Here is a 16416-nt window from a genome sequence, read left to right on the forward strand (position 1 = left end):
GAGGTCAGCGGGTGGCGGTGACCTGGCGGAGGCCGACGCGCACCTCGGGGGCGGCGCGCCGGGCGGCGTCGCTGTCCGCATCGTTGTCCAGCTCCTGTGAGGCCCGCTCGGCCCGGACCCGGTCGGCGTAGCCGCTGACCTCGTCGGCGACGCGTGCTGCATCCCAGCCGAGCACCGGTGCGATGATCTCGGCGGCCTCCTGCGCCGCATCGACGCCACGGTGCCGCGTCTCGAACGACATCCGGGTGCGCCGGGCCAGCACATCGGTGAGGTGCAGGGCCCCTTCGTGGGTCACGGCATACAGCAGCTCGACGCGCAGGTAGGACTCGGCATGGGTGACCGGCTCGAGCAGACCCGGGTCGTCGTCGGCAAGCCCGATCACCTCGTGCAGCTTGGAGCCGTAGCGGCCCAACAGGTGCTCGATCCGCCACTGGGGCAGCCCACTTTGATCCGCCAGCTCGTGCTTGAGGTTGACCATGGCGGCGTATCCGTCGGCGCCGACCAGCGGGACGTGCTCGGTGACCGACTCCTTGATCTCGCCGAGGTCCTCGGCGGTGGCGTCGATCGCGTCCTTGGCCATCACCCGATAGGTGGTGTACTTCCCGCCCGCGACGGCGATCATCCCGGGGCAGGGTCGGGCAACGGCGTGCTCGCGGGACAGCTGGCTGGTGTCCTCGCTCTCACCGGCGAGCAGGGGCCGCAGCCCGGCATACACGCCGAGGATGTCGTCGCGGGTCACGGGCACGGCGAGCACGTCGTTGAGGCGCTTCAGGAGGTAGTCGATGTCCGTGGCGGTGGCCGCGGGGTGGGCCAGGTCATGGGTCCAGTCGGTGTCGGTGGTGCCGATCAACCACTGCTGACCCCAGGGAATGACGAAGAGCACCGATTTTTCGGTGCGCAGGATCAACCCGACCTCGCCCGCGATCCGGTCGCGGGGGACCAGGATGTGGATGCCCTTCGACGCCCGCACCCGAAAGCGGCCGCGGCCACCGGAGAGGCTCTGGATGTCGTCGGTCCAGACACCGGTCGCGTTGACCACGACCTTGGCCCGCACGGTCACTCGTTCGCCGGACTCGACGTCGCGAACCACCACACCGGTGACCCGGTCGGCCTCCTTGACGATCTCGATCACTTCGGTCGAGGTGCGCACAACCGCCCCGTAGTGCGCGGCGGTGCGCGCAACGGTCATGGTGTGCCGCGCGTCGTCGGCCTGGGCGTCGAAGTAGCGCACTGCGCCGACCAGGGACTCGGACTTCAGGCCGGGAAAGAGCTTGAGCGCGCCGCCGCGAGTCAGGTGCTTCTGGCGGGGCACGGAGCGGGAGCCGCCCATCTGGTCGTACATCGCGAGCCCGGTTGCCACATAAGGACGCTCCCACGCGCGATGCGACAGCGGATAGAGGAAGGCGACCGGGTGCACCAGGTGCGGCGCGAGCGTGGTGAGCATCAGCTCGCGCTCCTTGAGGGCCTCGGCGACCAGGGTGAAGTTCATCTGCTCCAGGTAGCGCAGCCCGCCGTGGAACAGTTTGCTGCTGCGGGAGGATGTGCCACTGGCCAGGTCGCGCGCTTCGACCAGGGCGGTCCGCAGCCCGCGGGTCGTGGCGTCCAGGGCAGCGCCCGCACCGGTGACTCCGCCACCGATGACCAGCACGTCGAACTCGCGGGACTTGAGTTCGGCCCACGCCTGCTCGCGCTCGTGCGGACCGAGCTTGGCGCTGAACGGCTGCATGACCATGGACGACCCCTTTCCTCAACCGGCGAACACCACTGTAGGCCGGGGCTGAACGCGACGCGTGTCACGCACCCTGATCGACACACAGAAGGTCCGGGTGCGCGGTGCACCCGGACCTTCTGCCCTACTTCCCGGCCTCCCCCGTCGGGCCGTTTCTTTCCGGCGTCAGCCCTACGGGCCGGCGCTGATCTGGATCGTGCACGCGCCGGAGGCCTTGCTCAGGAAGGCCCAGGCGTTGCCGGACGGTGCGGTCCACTTGAGCGCGGAGTCCTGTGTCCAGCCCTGCGGGGGCATGGCCGTGGTCCAGTAGGCCGCGATGCCCGCGCAGTCGCCGGTGGACAGGCGGGTGGTGCGGCCCGTCTCGTCCTGAATGTAGGTCGGGATGGCGCCCGGCAGTGGCAGGTAGTCCGTCCCGGCCGCGATCTTCAGGTCGCCCCGCAGATAGTAGTTGCCGTCGGACTTCGAGGGTGTCGGTTCACTGGTCTGCGTCGTTGTCGGCGTAGAACGCTTCGCGACCGCCGGCGGCCTGGTCGCCGTCTTCACCGCGGGAGGCGTCGAGATCGGTGGCGCCAGCGTCGTGGCCGGAGGTGCCTGCGTTGTGGCCGGCGGCTGCTGCACGTTCGGCTGCGCCAGCTGGTTCTGCTGCGGGGCGCTGCTGGAGGTTGTGGACGGGGTGGTCTCGGGGGTCTGGGTGCTGCTGTGCTGCGAGCTCGCCGCTACCACCGGCTCGTGGGTCGGTGGCTGCTGGTTGGACACGATGAAACCGATCCCGATTGCCGCCGCGACGGCGGCTGCTGCGCTGAGACCGCCCACCATCCAGTGACGCGGAGCACGTTGCGTGTGCGCCAGTTCGTCGGCGAGCTCACGCTCGCGGTCCACCTCCACCATCGACGGCGTGATGCTGGTGGCCTTCGCCTCGAATGCCTCGCGCAGCCTGCGCTCCAGATCGTCCGTCATCGTGCTTCACCTCCCAGCTTGTTCGACAAGGTTGCCATTGCGCGGCTCGCCTGGGACTTCACGGTGCCCCTGCTGATCCCGAGTGCGTCTGCGATCTCAGCCTCGGACAGCTCCGACCAGTACCTCAGCACGAGGACCTCACGCTGTCTGGTTGGCAGCTCATCCACTGCTGCGAGCACCTCCCGGTGCTCCTCACCGAGCAGCACCTCTGCATCTGCCGGCGGCCCGACGTCGGGCTCGGCGACCCGCAGGTGCGCACGAACGGTGCGCCGGCGCCGCAGCGTCGACCGAGCCTGGTTGACGACGGCGCGTCGCAGGTATCCCACGGCAGCGCCCGGATCGCGCAGTCCGTCGCGCCGACGGTGCATCCCCAAGAAGGCGTCCTGCACGACGTCTTCGGCTGTGGCCAGGTCGTCCACCAGGAGTCGGGCCAGACGCACCATCGACAGGTGGTGCGTCTCATACAGCGCGGCAAGATCAACGTTCTCCTCGGTCACCGATGACGCCTCCGCCATCGTGCGCTCTCCCGACAGCTCATCGACGCCTTTCCCTCGTGTCCGCCCGCCGGCGGGTGTGTAGCCCCTCGAGCGAGAGGTCAGCGTCAAGGCTGTCATACAACACAAGACGCACGACGTGCTCGAAGGTTGCATCGAGCCGTACGTGGCACAGTTCACACCCGCGGGCACGCCATCGGGCCGGTGTCCTGCGAAGAGAACACCGGCCCGATCTGGCTTGCGAGCGGGAGGACTTTCTGGGTTTGTCCGGGGTGGTTTGTCTGGGGTCCCCGCGAAGTATCGGAGCGAGCGAGCGAGCGGAGAACTTTGCGGGGTAACTCTTAGCAGTCGCCGAGGCGGGTGGTCAGCGTGTCGAGCTCGACCTGCAGCTCGGTCGGCAGCTGGTCACCGAACTTGGTGAACCACTCCTGGATCTGCGGGATCTCCGCCTGCCACTCCTTCGAGTTGACCGCGAGCGCCTCGGCGATCTGCTCGGTGGTCAGGTCGAGCCCGTCGACATCCAGTGCCTCCGGTGTGGGGACGTGACCGATCGGGGTCTCTCGCGCGTCGGCCGTGCCTTCGATGCGCTCGACGATCCACTTGAGGACGCGCGAGTTCTCACCGAACCCGGGCCACAGGAAGCCGCCGTCGTCGTCGCGGCGGAACCAGTTGACGTAGTAGATGCGCGGCAGCAGGGAAGCATCGGACTGCTTGCCGATATCGATCCAGTGACCGAGGTAGTCGCCTGCGTTGTAGCCGATGAACGGCAGCATCGCCATGGGGTCGCGGCGCACGATGCCGGTCTTGCCGACCGCGGCCGCCGTGGTCTCCGAGGAGAGGGTGGCGCCCATGAACGTGCCGTGCGCCCAGTCACGGGCCTCGGTCACCAGCGGAATGGTGGTCTTGCGACGGCCGCCGAAGAGGATCGCCGAGATCGGCACCCCCTGCGGGTCGTCATACTCGTCGGCGAGGATCGGGCACTGCGTGATCGGGGTGCAGTAGCGGCTGTTCGGGTGGGCGGCCGGCTCAGTCGAGTCCGGCGTCCAGTCGGCGCCCTTCCAGGAGGTGGCGTGGGCCGGTTCGTTCTCCAGTCCCTCCCACCAGACGTCACCGTCGTCGGTCAGCGCCACGTTGGTGTAGATGGAGTGGCCGCCCTTGAGCGTGGCCATTGCGTTGGGGTTGGTCCGCTGGTTGGTGCCGGGGGCGACGCCGAAGAACCCGTACTCGGGGTTCACGGCATACAGTCGACCGTCCTTGCCGAACCGCATCCAGGCGATGTCGTCGCCGAGCGTCTCGGCCTTCCAGCCGGGGATGGTCGGTTGCAGCATCGCCAGGTTGGTCTTGCCGCAGGCGCTCGGGAAGGCGGCGGCGATGTAGTGCGCCTTGCCCTGCGGCGAGGTCAGCTTGAGGATGAGCATGTGCTCGGCCATCCAGCCCTCGTCATGGGCGACGGCGCTCGCGATCCGCAGGGCATAGCACTTCTTGCCCAGCAGCGCGTTGCCGCCGTAGCCGGACCCGTAGGACCAGATCATCCGCTCCTCGGGGAAGTGCACGATGTATTTCGTGTCGTTGCAGGGCCAGGGCACGTCCTGCTCGCCGGGCTGCAAGGGTGCGCCGACCGAGTGCAGCGCCGGGACGAAGTCGGCCTGTAGTTCCTCCATCTTGGCGAGCACCGGCGCGCCGATGCGCGCCATGATGCGCATGGAGGCAACGACATACTCGCTGTCGGTGATCTCCACGCCGAACATCGGGTGCTCGGCGTCGAGATGCCCCATGACGAAGGGGATCACGTACATCGTGCGGCCGGCCATGGAGCCGCGGAAGAGCTGGGTCAAGATTCCCTTCATCTCGTCCGGGTCCATCCAGTTGTTGGTCGGGCCCGAGTCCTTCTCCTCGCGGGAGCAGATGTAGGTGCAGGCTTCGACCCGGGCCACGTCGCTCGGGTCGGATGCCGCTCGGAAGGAGTCCGGTTGCTTGGTCTCGTCCAGGCGGGTGAAGGTGCCGGCGTTGACCAACGCATCAGTGACGTCGCGCCACTCCTCGGGCGACCCGTCGACCCAGATGACCCGGTCGGGGGTGGTCAGCTCGGCGACCTCATCGACCCACTTCGCGAGGGCGTCATGGGAGGTGCCGGCCTGTGCCGGGGCTGTGGGGGCATTGATCGTCATATGCGTAAGACCGTCCTTCGATGGGCGAGCGGCTGGCTCAATCCGGGTCGCCGGAACCCCTGGCGACTTCTCGAACGTACGCCGGAGAATGTGGCGTCACCCGATCCCGCCACGTTCTTCCATGTGACCCACATCACATGAAGGGTGGTCTTTGTTGGCTTCCTCGCGGCTCGTCGAATCAACGCGACGTACCCGCTGGTTATCGCACAATCCCGGACATCGCCGTGGTGAGGATTAGGCGATGAATCGGTCCGCCGAGCCGTCGGCGGGAGACGGGCCCCGAGTCCGCCTTCCGGCAACCCCGGCATGGAAGAACCCGATCGCGGACAAGGCGGCCCCCAGGCCCTCGGCGACCGCACTGGTGCTCTTCTTGGCGAACCAGATCGGCTCATACATCGAGGGCACCGGCCCGAATGCCGGCACGTCGACGTACCTGAAGAGGATCACGGCGATGAAGGCGCTACCCGCGACGACGAACGCCGCGGCGAAGGTGGCCCGGCTGCCCCACGCGAGCACCAGGAGGGCAACCACGAGGGCCGCGATCGCCTCGACCCGGAAGAGGAGGCCCTCACTGAGATGGCCCGGCGCGCTCGCCTGCGCATAGTCGCCTGCCAGCTGCAGGTGCACAACCGCGTCTGCGACGAGGCACGCGGCAACCAGGATCCGCAGTCCCGAGCGCAGTACTGGGGTGGTCATGACGGGGTCCTCGCAAAGTATCGGAGCGAGCTTGCGAGCGGAGAACTTTGTGGGGTGGTCATGAGACGACCAGGGTGCCGTGCATGTTGGCGTGGTATTTGCAGTGGAACGGGTACTTGCCCGGCTTGGTGGGCGCCGTGATCGTGGCGCTGCCGCCATTGCTGGGGATCACCGCGTTGAAGAGTCCGGCCGTGTCGGAGGTGACCGTGTGGTTGACGTTGTCGGCGTTGGTGACGGTGATCTTGGCTCCGGGTTTCACGCTGGCGGGCACCTGATACGCGAAGCTCTTGATGGTGATCTTCGCCGCCGCCGCAGACTTGGCGGTCGCTGCCGAAGAACCGCTCGTCGACGGCATCGACGTGCTCGATGGCGTGGAAGCGGCCGAGCTCGACGAGGCACTCGCTGCGGGCGTCGATGCGCTCTGCCCGGCACCGGTGGATTGACCCCCGCTACTGCAGGAGGCGAGGAGGATGACACTGCAGGTTGCGGCGAGCGCACCCGCTGTCAGTCGAGCAGTCATGAGGGTCCGTCCAATCGGGTCGGAGGCACACGGAAGATTCCGTCCCCAGGAGTTCGTCACCTTCGGGCGCAGAGATTGGAACCGTGCCTGCCTCGACGGGCCGGCCCGTGCGCCCCGCTACAGCCACCCGCGTTGCCGGAAGATCCGATAGAGGGTGAAGCTGACCAGAAACATCAGCACGATGGCCATGGGATACCCGAACGCCCAGTGCAGCTCGGGCATGATGCGGAAGTTCATCCCGTAGATGCCGGCGACGACGGTGGGCGCGAAGAGGATGGCCGCCCAGGACGACACCTTCTTCATCTGCTCGTTCTGCTGATTGCTGACCTCGGCCAGGTGCTGCATCTGCTCGTTCTGCGTCTGCGCGACCAGCGTCGCGTTCAGGGACAGGATGTCGGCGAGCGTATGCCGGAACCCGTCAACCCGGTCGGTGACGCTTGTCGCGTGGTCGGCGACGTCCCGCAGGTCGCGCTGCAGCTCCGGATCGGTCTCGTACTTGTCGAAACCCGCCTCGAGCGCCGTCAGGATCTGCAGGATCCGCCGCGACGCGCGCTGCAGCTCCATCACCTCACGGGAGAGCTGATAGATGCGCCGCGAGACACTGGGATCCGACTCGAAGACCTGGGTCTCGATCTCCTCGATGTCGTTCTCCAGACCCGCCACGACCGGGGCGTACCCGTCGACGACGAAGTCGAGCACGGCATACAGCACGGACTCCGGGCCCATTGCGAGCAGCTTGCTGTCGTTCTCCAGGCGGGTGCGCACCGAGGCGAGGTGTGGCCGATCGGTGTGCCGCACGGTCAGCACGAAGTCCGGACCGACGAAGAGGTGCAGCTCGCCGAAGCTCACCGTCTCGGTCTCGTCGTTGTAGATCGCCGACCGCAGCACCACGAAGAGAGTGTCGTCATAGCGTTCGATCTTCGGGCGCTGGTGCGCGACGATCGCATCCTCGACGGCCAGCGGGTGCAGCCTGAATACGTCGGCGGCGTCCTGGATCTGCTGCGGTGTCGGACGATACATGCCCACCCATGCCATGGCCTCTTTGTGGTCGGCGAGCATGTGGATGCATTCGGTCAGGCTGTGCGGTGTTTCCAGGCGCTTGCCGTGGGCATAGAGCGCCTTCTCGACCACCGTCGACTCGACCGGCCGGATCTCCTCGTCGCTCGGGCGCCTGGACTGCAGCGACCGTTCGACCGGCGGTATATCCGGCTCGGCGCTCGGATGACGGGTCATCATCCGCGTCGGGCGGGGGGCCCGGTTCTTCCATGTCGGCACGCCATAGACCCTAACCGCGTTCGGGCCGCTGTGGCGGGTATGTCGTGAGCTGAGCACGGCTCGCGCACGGCCCCGGCACGGCATCCGGCGCACCCGGCAAGCAGACTGGTCCTCGTGCAGCCTCCCCGTCTCCCGAAGAACGTCCCGCCCGACGTCTTCGCGATGGCCGGTGTCGCGTTCTGCGTCGCGCTCGGGTTCGGGGTCGTGGCACCGGCGATCCCGCTGTTCGCAGAGCAGTTCGGGGTCAACGCGGGGGCCGCGGGTGCGGTGGTGTCCGCGTTCGCGCTGATGCGGTTCCTCTCCGGGCTCGGTGCGGGCCGACTGGTGGACCTGCTCGGAGTCCGGACCTGCCTGATGATCGGGCTGGCTGCGGTCGGGGTGTCCAGCCTGCTCGCGGGGCTCGCCCGCACCTACGACCAGCTGATCATCCTGCGCGGTATCGGCGGTGTCGGTTCCGCGGTGTTCGGGGTCGCTGCGATCAGCGTGGTCCTTCAGGTGGCCACCGACCAGACCCGCGGTCGTGCGATGAGCATCTACCGGTCCGGGTTCCTGACCGGTGGCATCGCAGGGCCCGCGGTCGGCGGGGCGGTGCTCGGCATCTCCTTGCGCGCCCCCTTCTTTCTGTATGCCGGCACGCTGGCCCTCTCCGCGCTGGTGGCACTGGTCTTCCTCGGCCGACCGGCACGGCATACGACCGCCGCCTCGGCAAGCGGCGAGCCCGCCGACGGCGCGCAACCGGTCGACGCGGCACTCATGGCGGAGACCGACCCGGCGGCCAGCGCTGTGCCACCCCCCGAAAAGAGCCCGGCGAAGGAGCCACCACCCAAACTCCGTGAGGTGCTACGCACTCGGGAGTACCAGGCGGCGCTCACCAGCAACCTGGCGATCGGGTTGGCGATCTTCGGCCTGCGCAGCACGATCGTGCCGCTGCTGATCGTGGACAAGATCGGCGAGTCCGCCGGCTGGGTGGGCTGGGCCTTCCTGGTCTCTGCAATCGTCGAGACCGCGCTGATGTTCCCGGCCGGTCGCTGGAGCGACACCATGGGCCGTCGGGAACCATTGGTCGCCGGCGCGTTCGTGTCGGCCGCCGCGATGGTGCTCCTCGGCCTCAGCGGGACGATGCTGCTGGTGATGATCGCGATGATCGTCTTCGGTGCCGGCTCGGCGTTCCTCGGCACAGTGCCCGGCGCTTTGGTGGGCGACGTCATCGGTGGTCGTGGGGGCACGGTGATCGCGATCTTCAACATGGCCAGCGACCTTGGCGCGGTGGTCGGCCCGGTGCTTGCCGGTTGGCTGGTGGACAAGGGTTCCTACGGCGCGGCATTCGGGCTGGGCGCCGCCGTCATCGCGACCGCCGGACTGGCGGGCCTACGCCTGCCGCGTGGGGTGGCCACCGCTGCGACATGATGCAGTGTCCGGGCACGCCCGGTCGACCGAGATTCCACTTGTAAAACCAGTCCTAGGTCCATGATCCAGAGTCGCTCGGAGGCAGTTCACATGAGCAAACCAGTCATAGCAATCGTCGGTGCGGGCCCCGGCGTCAGCGCGGGCGTTGCCAGAAAGTTCGGCGGGCACGGATTCACCGTCGTACTCCTTGCCAGAGGCCGGGAGTCGTTGGATCTGCAGGTCGCCGACCTGCGGGAGCGAGGGGTCGATGCCCACGCGGTCACCGCCGACGCATCCGTGAAAGAGACTCTGGTCACGGCATTTGCCCAGATCGAGTCAGAGTTCGCCGCACCGGACGTCCTGGTCTACAACGCCGGCGCCAACACGATCAGCGACCCGTCGGACCTGGCGGAAGAGGACCTCCTGGCAGACTTCACCGTCAATGTCGCGGGCGCCCTTGTCTGCTCGCGCCTGGTGATTCCGCGGATGACCGAGCGCGGAACCGGATGCCTGCTGTTCACCGGCGGCATGCTGGCCTTGAAGCCTGTCGCGTCCAGGGCCTCCGCTGCGATCAGCAAGGCCGGCCTGCGCAACCTGGCGTTCACGCTTGCCGATGAGCTGGCACCGGCCGGCATCAAGGTGGGCACCGTCACCATCGGTGGCGTGGTCAGCCCGGGAACCTTCTTCGACCCGGACCTGATCTCCGAGGCCTACTGGGACCTCTTCAACGGCAGCGACCAGACCGAGATCCTTTATCAGCCGGCCTGATCGGGCCGGAACCTGGCGGCGCCGCTTCCCGCCGAGTGGAGTACCGAGTGGCGTAGTTGTTTGTGCTCCACTCGAGAGATAAGTGCTCCACTCGGCGGATGGGTTGCCGGTCAGCCGAGGTGGGTCATCGACAGCACGTCGAGAGCCTGGTCGAGCTGCTCCTGCGTGATCGCGCCGTTCTCCACGTGACCCCGCTCGATCACGACCTCGCGGATCGTCTTGCGCTCCTTGAGGGCCTGCTTGGCGATCTTGGCCGACTCGTCGTAGCCGAGGTAGTGGTTCAAGGGAGTGACGATCGACGGTGATGACTCGGCATACTCCCGGCAGCGCTCCTCGTTGGCGGTGATGCCGTCGACGCAGCGGTCGGCAAAGACGTTGGAAACATTGGTGATCAACCGGATCGACTGCAGCAGGTTGCTCGCGATCACCGGCAGCATCACGTTGAGCTCGAAGTTGCCGGCCGCCGCGCCCCAGGCGATCGCCGCGTCGTTGCCGACGACCTGCGCGACGACCTGCACCATCGCCTCGGCCAGCACCGGGTTGACCTTGCCCGGCATGATCGACGAACCGGGCTGCAGGTCGACCAGGAAGATCTCGGTCAGACCCGTGCGCGGGCCGGAGCCCATCCAGCGGATGTCGTTGGCGATCTTGTTCTGCCCAATCGCGATTGTGCGCAGCACACCGGACAGCTCGGCGAGGGCGTCGCGTGCACCCTGCGCCTCGAAGTGGTCCCGCGCTTCGGTGAGGGGCAGGTCGAGGTCGCTTGCGAGCTGCTGGATCACCTTGGCGGCCAAGCCGGCCGGGGCGTTGATGCCGGTGCCGACGGCGGTGCCACCGAGCGGCAGCTCACCGACTCTCGGCAACGCATCCCGCAGCCGCTCGACACCGTGACGGACCTGTGCGGCATACCCGCCGAACTCCTGGCCAAGCGTGACCGGGGTGGCGTCCATCAGGTGGGTGCGACCGGACTTCACGACGGTCTTGAACTCCTCTGCCTTCGCCTCCAGGGACTTTGCGAGGTGCTCGAGGGCCGGGATGAGGTCGTGGCTGACGGCCTGGGTCGCGGCGATGTGGATGGCCGACGGGAACTGGTCGTTGGACGAGAACGGGTCGTTCACGTCGTCGTTCGGGTGCACGTTGGTGCCCAGGCGCTCCTGCGCGAGCGTGGCGATGACCTCGTTGGCATTCATGTTGGACGAGGTCCCGGAGCCGGTCTGGAAGATGTCGATCGGGAACTCCGCATCCCAGTCGCCGCGTGCGACCTCGGCGGCAACCTCCTGGATGGCCTTGGCCTTGTCGGAGTCGAGCACGCCCTCACCGGCGCGCACGGTGGCGGAGGCACCCTTGATCGAGCCGAGGGCACCGATCAGTGCCCGCTCGATGGGCTGACCAGAGATCGGAAAGTTGTCGACGGCTCGCTGGGTCTGGGCCTGCCATTTGGCCTGCGCGGGCACCAGCACCTCGCCCATCGAGTCGTGCTCGGTCCGGAACTCCTGCTCACCCATGTGCTTGCCCTTTCGTCGACTCCCACCAGGCTATGCCGCGGGGTAAGCACAAGGGCAGACGGTCCGCGCGGCATACGGCGCGGACCGTCTGCCCTTGATCGCTCAGGAGACGCGTTCGAAGACGGCGGCCAGGCCCTGGCCGCCGCCGATGCACATGGTCTCCAGGCCGTAGCGCACCTGGCGAGCATGCATCTGTCGGGCGAGCGTCGCCAGCATCCGGGCGCCGGTCGCGCCGACCGGGTGGCCCAGCGAGATGCCGGAGCCGAGGATGTTGGTGTGCTCGCGGTCGGCGTCGGTGAAGCCCCACTCCTTCATCACCGACAGCGCCTGTGCGGCGAACGCCTCGTTGAGCTCGATCAGGCCCATGTCGGCCAGGGTGAGACCGAGCCGGCCGAGCACCTTGGCGGTGGAGGGGACCGGCCCGATGCCCATGGTCTTGGGCGGAGCACCGGCGACAGCCCAACCTGCGAGTCGGACAAGCGGTTTGAGCCCGAGCTCCTGTGCCTTCTCGAGAGTGGTGACGATGCAGAGCGCCGCCGCGTCGTTCTGTCCGCTGGCATTGCCGGCGGTCACTGTGGCGTCGGGGTCCTGTCGGCGCATGATCGGCTTGAGCGCGGCGAGCGACTCCATCGTCGTGTCGGCACGCGGGTGCTCGTCCTTGGTGATCACGGTGTCGCCCTTGCGCGATGTGACCGTGACCGGCACGATCTCGTCCTTCAGTGCGCCGGACTCTTGGGCGGCTACTGCTCGGCGATGTGACTCCACGGCAAGCGCATCCTGCGCCTCGCGGGTGATTCCGTGCTCGCGGCGCAGGTTCTCAGCGGTCTCGATCATGCCGCCGGGCACCGGGTAGTTCTCGCCGCCGGCGGTCTGCCGCGCTCGCACGAGCTGGTCGTGCACCGCGATGCCGCCGCGGGCCCCGCCCCAGCGCATGTCATTGGAGTAGAAGATCGCGTTGCTCATCGACTCGACGCCACCGGCGACCGCGAGATCCATGGCCCCGGTCTGCACGGCCATTGCGGCGTTGATGACGGACTGCAGGCCGGACCCGCAGCGGCGATCGAGGTGATAGCCGGGGACCTCCACGGGCAGCCCGGCATCCAGCGCGATGACCCGGCCCATCGCGGGTGCCTCGGGGGAGCTGTTGCCGTTGCCGACGATGACATCCTCGATCAGCGCGGGGTCGATCTGGGTGCGCTCCAGCAGAGCGCGCAGGACCGTGGCACCCAACTGGGTGGCTGTGACCGTCTTGAACACCCCGTCATACCGCCCGATCGGGGTGCGGATCGGCTCGCAGATGACGGCTTCACGGGTGCTCACATGAGCCTCCCGCCGGTGATCTCCATGACGGTGCCGGTCATGTAGGACGACAGGTCGCTGGCGAGGAAGAGCGCCACGGAGGCGACCTCGGAGGGTTCGCCGACCCGTCCCATGGGGATCTCGGCCATCTTCGCGTCCCACGCCTTCTGCGGCATGGCTTCGGTCATGGCGGTGCGAATCAGCCCTGGTTGCACGGCATTCACGCGGACGCCCTTGAAGGCGACCTCCTTGGCGGCGGCCTTCGTCAGTCCGACGATGCCGGCCTTGGCGGCGGAGTAGTTGGTCTGGCCGATGAATCCGACCTTGCCGGAGATCGACGACACGTTGACGATCGCGCCGTGCCCCTGCTCGCGCATGATCGCGGCGGCGGTCCGGGTGCCGTTCCAGGTGCCGCGCAGATGCACCTGCATCACCACATCGAAGTCGTCGCCGGTCATCTTGCGCATGGTGGCGTCGCGGGTGATGCCCGCGTTGTTGACCATGACGTCCAGCGAGCCGTAGGCCGTGACCGCGGCCTGGCAGGCCGCCTCGACCTGTTCCAGGTCCCGCACGTCGCACGCGACGCCGGTGGCTTCGCCGTCCAGCTCGCTCGCGGCCTTGCTGGCGGCCTCCTGCTCGAGGTCGGCAATCACCACCTTCGCGCCATGCTCGACGAAGGTGTGTGCGATCGCCAGGCCGATGCCCTGGGCACCGCCGGTGATCAGCGCGACCTTGTCTTTCAGGAGACCGTCCATGGGTGAACCTTTCCGCCGACGACGTTGTCGGTGTCCAGTGTCCCAGAGCCCACGCGAACGAGCGTCGGTGGTGCTGTCTGACGGGGTCAGCTGGCGGCGGTGTGCGCAGCCTGCTGGGCGACGTCGGCGCGCAGGGCGTCCAGGTTGTCGGCGGTGGCCAGCATCGCATCGACCACCGGGTCGCCAGACTGCATGATCGCCTGCAACAGGTCGCAGCCCGCGAACCCGTGGCCGTCGCGCATTGCCAGACGGGCGTCCTGCATCACCTCGAACATCGCCGGGCTGAAGCGCCCGAACGGTCCGAAGCGGCGGCTCTGCGGACCACGACGTCCGCGTCCACCCCCACGGGGCCCGAACTCGGCCCAGTCCTCGGGGTCGAATCCGTGACGCTCGCCGCGCTCACCGTGCGGGCCGCCACGACCGTGCGGTCCATGACCCCGGGCGCGGCCGCGGCGACCGCGGCGCTCGCCCCATCCTTCGGTGAGGTCGTCGCCGAAGGCGGACTTGACGGCGTCGCGCACCTTGTCCAGGTCGATGCCGATCGCCCGCAGTGCATCGCGATCGTCGTCAAGATTGCTTGACGCGTCGTCGCGACACTCTTGGGTCGTGCCGTCGGTGGGTTGCGCGGCGCGCGCGGCGAGGAGTGTCTCGCGCGCCTGGTCGAACTGCATACCGTGCGCGGTGAGCAGTCGGTATGCCGATCCCCGGACGTTGGTGAGCAGCCCCAGGAGGACGTGCTCGGGTCCGATGCTGTCGTGCTGCATCTCGCGGGACTCGCCCGAGGCTTGGATGATCGCTATCCGGATCTCTGAACTAATACGGTCGAACATGGTTGAACTCCTTGAAGGTTCATGGTCCGCGATCAGTCGCGGGAGTGTTTCTGATGAACGGCCTGACGGCTGATGTGCAGCACGTCGGCGATGGCCTGCCAGCTCCAGCCTTGACTGCGGGCGTTGCGCACCTGCACGTCCTCGAGTCGGTCGGCGAGCACTCGCAGTGCCCGCACGGCTCCGAGGCCCTGTGCCGGGTTGCTGCTGGCGGCTGATGTGGCGATGTCGACGTCGTCCATGTGTGTCAACATAACCTGACGCCCTATGCGGTGTCAACATTTCCTGACATGGGATTTGCGATGACGGGCCTCGCGCCGGATCCATGGCGGGCGTCGCTCAGACCCGACCAGTCCCTCTGGGGATCAGCCGGTTTCGTCGTGGGTGATGCGACCGGCGAGGATGGTGGCTCCGACGGTGACCTGACGCAGGTGCACGGCGACCGCTCGCGCGTCACCGACGGCGGCCAGCGGGTCGTCGTCGAGCAGCGCGATGTCGCCGCGACTGCCGGGAACGATCGTCCGCTGCCCGTCGGTGCTCGCGGCTAGCGCATCGGCCGGCGAGATCGCCTCGTCCTGGTGCCACGCCGGCCGATCGTCCCCGCTGCGCCAGACGGCGGCTGCCATCGCGAGCCACGGGTCCAGTGCCGCGACCGGCGCGTCCGAACCCAGCGCGAGGGTCACCCCCGAACGCAGCATCGTGCCGATCATGAAGCACCGGTCGGTGCGGTCGGGCCAGCACTTGTCCGACGGGTCGCGGTCGTCCCAGACGTGCGCCGGTTGCACACTGGCGCGGATGCCGTGCCGCGCCATCCGCGTGATGTCCTCCCTGCGCATGAGCTGGGCATGCTCGATGGTGCCGCGCGCCCCGCTGTGCTCATACGCGTCCAGCCCGACCGCACCCGCGGCGTCGCCGATGGTGTGCAGCGCCACCTGGAGCCCGCACCGCGTCCCACGCCGCATCAGTCGGACCAGCTCGCCCGGCGACAGGTTCTGCTTCCCGTGCGGCTGCGGCAGGTCTGCGGCATCGGCATACGGGTCGCAGCAGTAGGCCGTGCGCGAGTTGAGAGAGCCGTCCGAGATGATCTTGAGCGGGCCCATGGTCAGCAGCCCACCACCCTCGGGCAATGGGTCACCGGTCCGCAGACCGGCGGCGACAACGTCCTCCAACCCGTCCGAATAGGTTGCGGGCCGCACCCGCAGCTGGTCGATACCGTTCGCGAATCGCTCTGGCCAGGCGAGGTACCCCGGGCCCCACTCCATGTCGGCAACGCCGACGACACCCTTGGCTGCGGCGTCCCGAACGGACTGCCGGTAGGCCCGATCAACACCCTCGGAGGCGCCCGGCAGCTCATCCAACCGGCCCATGAGCAAGAACCACTCGTTCTCCTCGAGAACGGTGTCCCGGGGCTGTAGGCCGAGCATCCGCAGCGCCCGGGAGTTGAGCCAGCCGTTGTGGGCGTCACCACTGATCATGACGACCGGATGATCGCCGCTGACAGCGTCCAGCTCGCGGACCGTGGGTGGCCGGTGCCAGGTGGCCGACCGATACCCGCACGCCTGCACGAGGCTGCCGTCCCGCGACGACGGCAGCCCGGCGATGTGGTTGGCAATCCTGGCGGTCACATCCTCCGGTGAGGCGGTGTCCGCGAGGTCGAGCCGCAGCCGAGTCTGCGCCCAGGTCGACATGTGCACGTGCTGGTCCCACAGGCCCGGGATCGCCCAGCGGCCACTCCCGTCGAGCACTGGCTCGCCGTGGTCGGTCAGCCGCTCGCCGATCTCGGTCACCACGCCGGCGGTTACGCGGACATCGATGGGTCCGGCCGGTGCGGCGGCGCCACCGATGGGCACGAGGCGCGTATGCCGGATCAGCAGCGACTCGGCGAAACGTCCGGGTGCAGTGGGGGACATGTCACCTCCGATGATGAGTGCTTGTGCTACCGCGACCCTATGCGGCGGCCGTCGTGCTGGACCGGGGGCGTGCCTCAGACAGGGCCAGGGGCGGCGCGCCGACGAACCCGGGAGCGCAGGGCCACGC

16 protein-coding genes are annotated in these 16416 nt (G+C 68.1%); 3 read left to right on the forward strand and 13 right to left on the reverse strand.

The window, feature by feature from the left end:
* Positions 1-4 precede the first annotated feature (4 nt).
* The 6 genes from FGL98_RS04650 to FGL98_RS04675 form a co-directional block, all read right to left on the reverse strand.
* Positions 5-1732 carry a glycerol-3-phosphate dehydrogenase/oxidase gene (locus tag FGL98_RS04650; RefSeq protein WP_146315570.1) on the reverse strand — a complete coding sequence of 576 codons (1728 nt, stop codon included), beginning with the start codon at positions 1730-1732 and terminating at the stop codon, positions 5-7.
* A gap of 168 nt (positions 1733-1900) precedes the next feature.
* On the reverse strand, positions 1901-2686 hold the full coding sequence (locus FGL98_RS04655; RefSeq protein ID WP_146315571.1) for a hypothetical protein: 786 nt from the start codon (positions 2684-2686) through the stop codon (positions 1901-1903).
* Positions 2683-3300 carry a SigE family RNA polymerase sigma factor gene (locus FGL98_RS04660; protein WP_186525977.1) on the reverse strand — a complete coding sequence of 206 codons (618 nt, stop codon included), beginning with the start codon at positions 3298-3300 and terminating at the stop codon, positions 2683-2685. Before FGL98_RS04660 ends, FGL98_RS04655 begins: the two co-directional genes overlap by 4 nt.
* A 221-nt stretch (positions 3301-3521) precedes the next feature.
* On the reverse strand, positions 3522-5348 hold the full coding sequence (locus FGL98_RS04665) for a phosphoenolpyruvate carboxykinase (GTP) (RefSeq protein ID WP_146315573.1): 1827 nt from the start codon (positions 5346-5348) through the stop codon (positions 3522-3524).
* Positions 5349-5582: 234 nt separating this feature from the next.
* Positions 5583-6044: a hypothetical protein gene (locus FGL98_RS04670; protein WP_186525978.1), complete on the reverse strand. Its 462-nt coding sequence runs from the start codon at positions 6042-6044 to the stop codon at positions 5583-5585.
* A 58-nt stretch (positions 6045-6102) separates the two neighbouring features.
* The gene (locus tag FGL98_RS04675; RefSeq protein ID WP_146315574.1) at positions 6103-6399 is read right to left on the reverse strand and encodes a cupredoxin domain-containing protein; all 297 of its coding nucleotides are present in this window, start codon (positions 6397-6399) and stop codon (positions 6103-6105) included.
* Here FGL98_RS04675 and FGL98_RS25240 point away from each other — a divergent pair.
* Positions 6335-6487, forward strand: coding sequence for a hypothetical protein (locus FGL98_RS25240; RefSeq protein WP_186525991.1), 153 nt, complete (start codon positions 6335-6337; stop codon positions 6485-6487). The genes FGL98_RS04675 and FGL98_RS25240 overlap by 65 nt on opposite strands.
* Positions 6488-6681: 194 nt before the next feature.
* Here FGL98_RS25240 and FGL98_RS04680 read toward each other — a convergent pair whose 3' ends face one another.
* Positions 6682-7839, reverse strand: coding sequence for a magnesium and cobalt transport protein CorA (locus FGL98_RS04680; protein WP_246136365.1), 1158 nt, complete (start codon positions 7837-7839; stop codon positions 6682-6684).
* A 114-nt stretch (positions 7840-7953) separates the two neighbouring features.
* Between FGL98_RS04680 and FGL98_RS04685 the strand changes: the two genes are divergently transcribed.
* Both FGL98_RS04685 and FGL98_RS04690 read left to right on the forward strand, forming a co-directional pair.
* Positions 7954-9246, forward strand: a complete 1293-nt coding sequence (locus FGL98_RS04685; RefSeq protein WP_146315576.1) for an MFS transporter — start codon at positions 7954-7956, stop codon at positions 9244-9246.
* Positions 9247-9336: 90 nt separating this feature from the next.
* Entirely contained in the window at positions 9337-9993 is a 657-nt protein-coding gene (locus tag FGL98_RS04690) for an SDR family NAD(P)-dependent oxidoreductase (RefSeq protein WP_186525979.1), read from the forward strand.
* Positions 9994-10103: 110 nt separating this feature from the next.
* On the opposite strand, the gene FGL98_RS04695 is transcribed toward FGL98_RS04690, so the two are convergent.
* The 6 genes from FGL98_RS04695 to FGL98_RS04720 all read right to left on the reverse strand — a co-directional run bounded on the left by FGL98_RS04695 (position 10104) and on the right by FGL98_RS04720 (position 16289).
* Entirely contained in the window at positions 10104-11498 is a 1395-nt protein-coding gene (locus FGL98_RS04695; RefSeq protein WP_146315578.1) for a class II fumarate hydratase, read from the reverse strand.
* Between the two features lie 102 nt (positions 11499-11600).
* A complete protein-coding gene (locus FGL98_RS04700; RefSeq protein WP_146315579.1) occupies positions 11601-12818 on the reverse strand; it encodes an acetyl-CoA C-acetyltransferase in 1218 nt (405 codons plus the stop codon).
* On the reverse strand, positions 12815-13552 hold the full coding sequence (gene fabG, locus FGL98_RS04705) for a 3-oxoacyl-ACP reductase FabG (protein ID WP_146315580.1): 738 nt from the start codon (positions 13550-13552) through the stop codon (positions 12815-12817). Before fabG ends, FGL98_RS04700 begins: the two co-directional genes overlap by 4 nt.
* An 86-nt stretch (positions 13553-13638) precedes the next feature.
* The gene (locus FGL98_RS04710; protein ID WP_146315581.1) at positions 13639-14382 is read right to left on the reverse strand and encodes a Clp protease N-terminal domain-containing protein; all 744 of its coding nucleotides are present in this window, start codon (positions 14380-14382) and stop codon (positions 13639-13641) included.
* A 32-nt stretch (positions 14383-14414) separates the two neighbouring features.
* Positions 14415-14621, reverse strand: coding sequence for an RNA polymerase sigma factor sigma-70 region 4 domain-containing protein (locus FGL98_RS04715; protein ID WP_222432012.1), 207 nt, complete (start codon positions 14619-14621; stop codon positions 14415-14417).
* A 123-nt stretch (positions 14622-14744) separates the two neighbouring features.
* Complete coding sequence (locus FGL98_RS04720; RefSeq protein WP_146315583.1) at positions 14745-16289, reverse strand: amidohydrolase; 1545 nt, start codon at positions 16287-16289, stop codon at positions 14745-14747.
* Positions 16290-16416: the final 127 nt, after the last annotated feature.

This window comes from Leekyejoonella antrihumi (genome assembly GCF_007845645.1).
GTDB lineage: Bacteria > Actinomycetota > Actinomycetes > Actinomycetales > Dermatophilaceae > Leekyejoonella > Leekyejoonella antrihumi.

What these genes read in the sequence shown, in the direction of transcription:
- FGL98_RS04715 (WP_222432012.1), bottom strand. Translation starts at nt 14,621, where the DNA reads ATGGACGACGTCGACATCGCCACATCAGCCGCCAGCAGCAACCCGGCA.
- FGL98_RS25240 (WP_186525991.1), top strand. Translation starts at nt 6,335, where the DNA reads ATGGTGATCTTCGCCGCCGCCGCAGACTTGGCGGTCGCTGCCGAAGAA.
- fabG (WP_146315580.1), bottom strand. Translation starts at nt 13,552, where the DNA reads ATGGACGGTCTCCTGAAAGACAAGGTCGCGCTGATCACCGGCGGTGCC.
- FGL98_RS04675 (WP_146315574.1), bottom strand. Translation starts at nt 6,399, where the DNA reads ATGCCGTCGACGAGCGGTTCTTCGGCAGCGACCGCCAAGTCTGCGGCG.
- FGL98_RS04695 (WP_146315578.1), bottom strand. Translation starts at nt 11,498, where the DNA reads ATGGGTGAGCAGGAGTTCCGGACCGAGCACGACTCGATGGGCGAGGTG.
- FGL98_RS04650 (WP_146315570.1), bottom strand. Translation starts at nt 1,732, where the DNA reads ATGGTCATGCAGCCGTTCAGCGCCAAGCTCGGTCCGCACGAGCGCGAG.
- FGL98_RS04720 (WP_146315583.1), bottom strand. Translation starts at nt 16,289, where the DNA reads ATGTCCCCCACTGCACCCGGACGTTTCGCCGAGTCGCTGCTGATCCGG.
- FGL98_RS04665 (WP_146315573.1), bottom strand. Translation starts at nt 5,348, where the DNA reads ATGACGATCAATGCCCCCACAGCCCCGGCACAGGCCGGCACCTCCCAT.
- FGL98_RS04710 (WP_146315581.1), bottom strand. Translation starts at nt 14,382, where the DNA reads ATGTTCGACCGTATTAGTTCAGAGATCCGGATAGCGATCATCCAAGCC.
- FGL98_RS04660 (WP_186525977.1), bottom strand. Translation starts at nt 3,300, where the DNA reads ATGACAGCCTTGACGCTGACCTCTCGCTCGAGGGGCTACACACCCGCC.
- FGL98_RS04670 (WP_186525978.1), bottom strand. Translation starts at nt 6,044, where the DNA reads ATGACCACCCCAGTACTGCGCTCGGGACTGCGGATCCTGGTTGCCGCG.
- FGL98_RS04655 (WP_146315571.1), bottom strand. Translation starts at nt 2,686, where the DNA reads ATGACGGACGATCTGGAGCGCAGGCTGCGCGAGGCATTCGAGGCGAAG.
- FGL98_RS04690 (WP_186525979.1), top strand. Translation starts at nt 9,337, where the DNA reads ATGAGCAAACCAGTCATAGCAATCGTCGGTGCGGGCCCCGGCGTCAGC.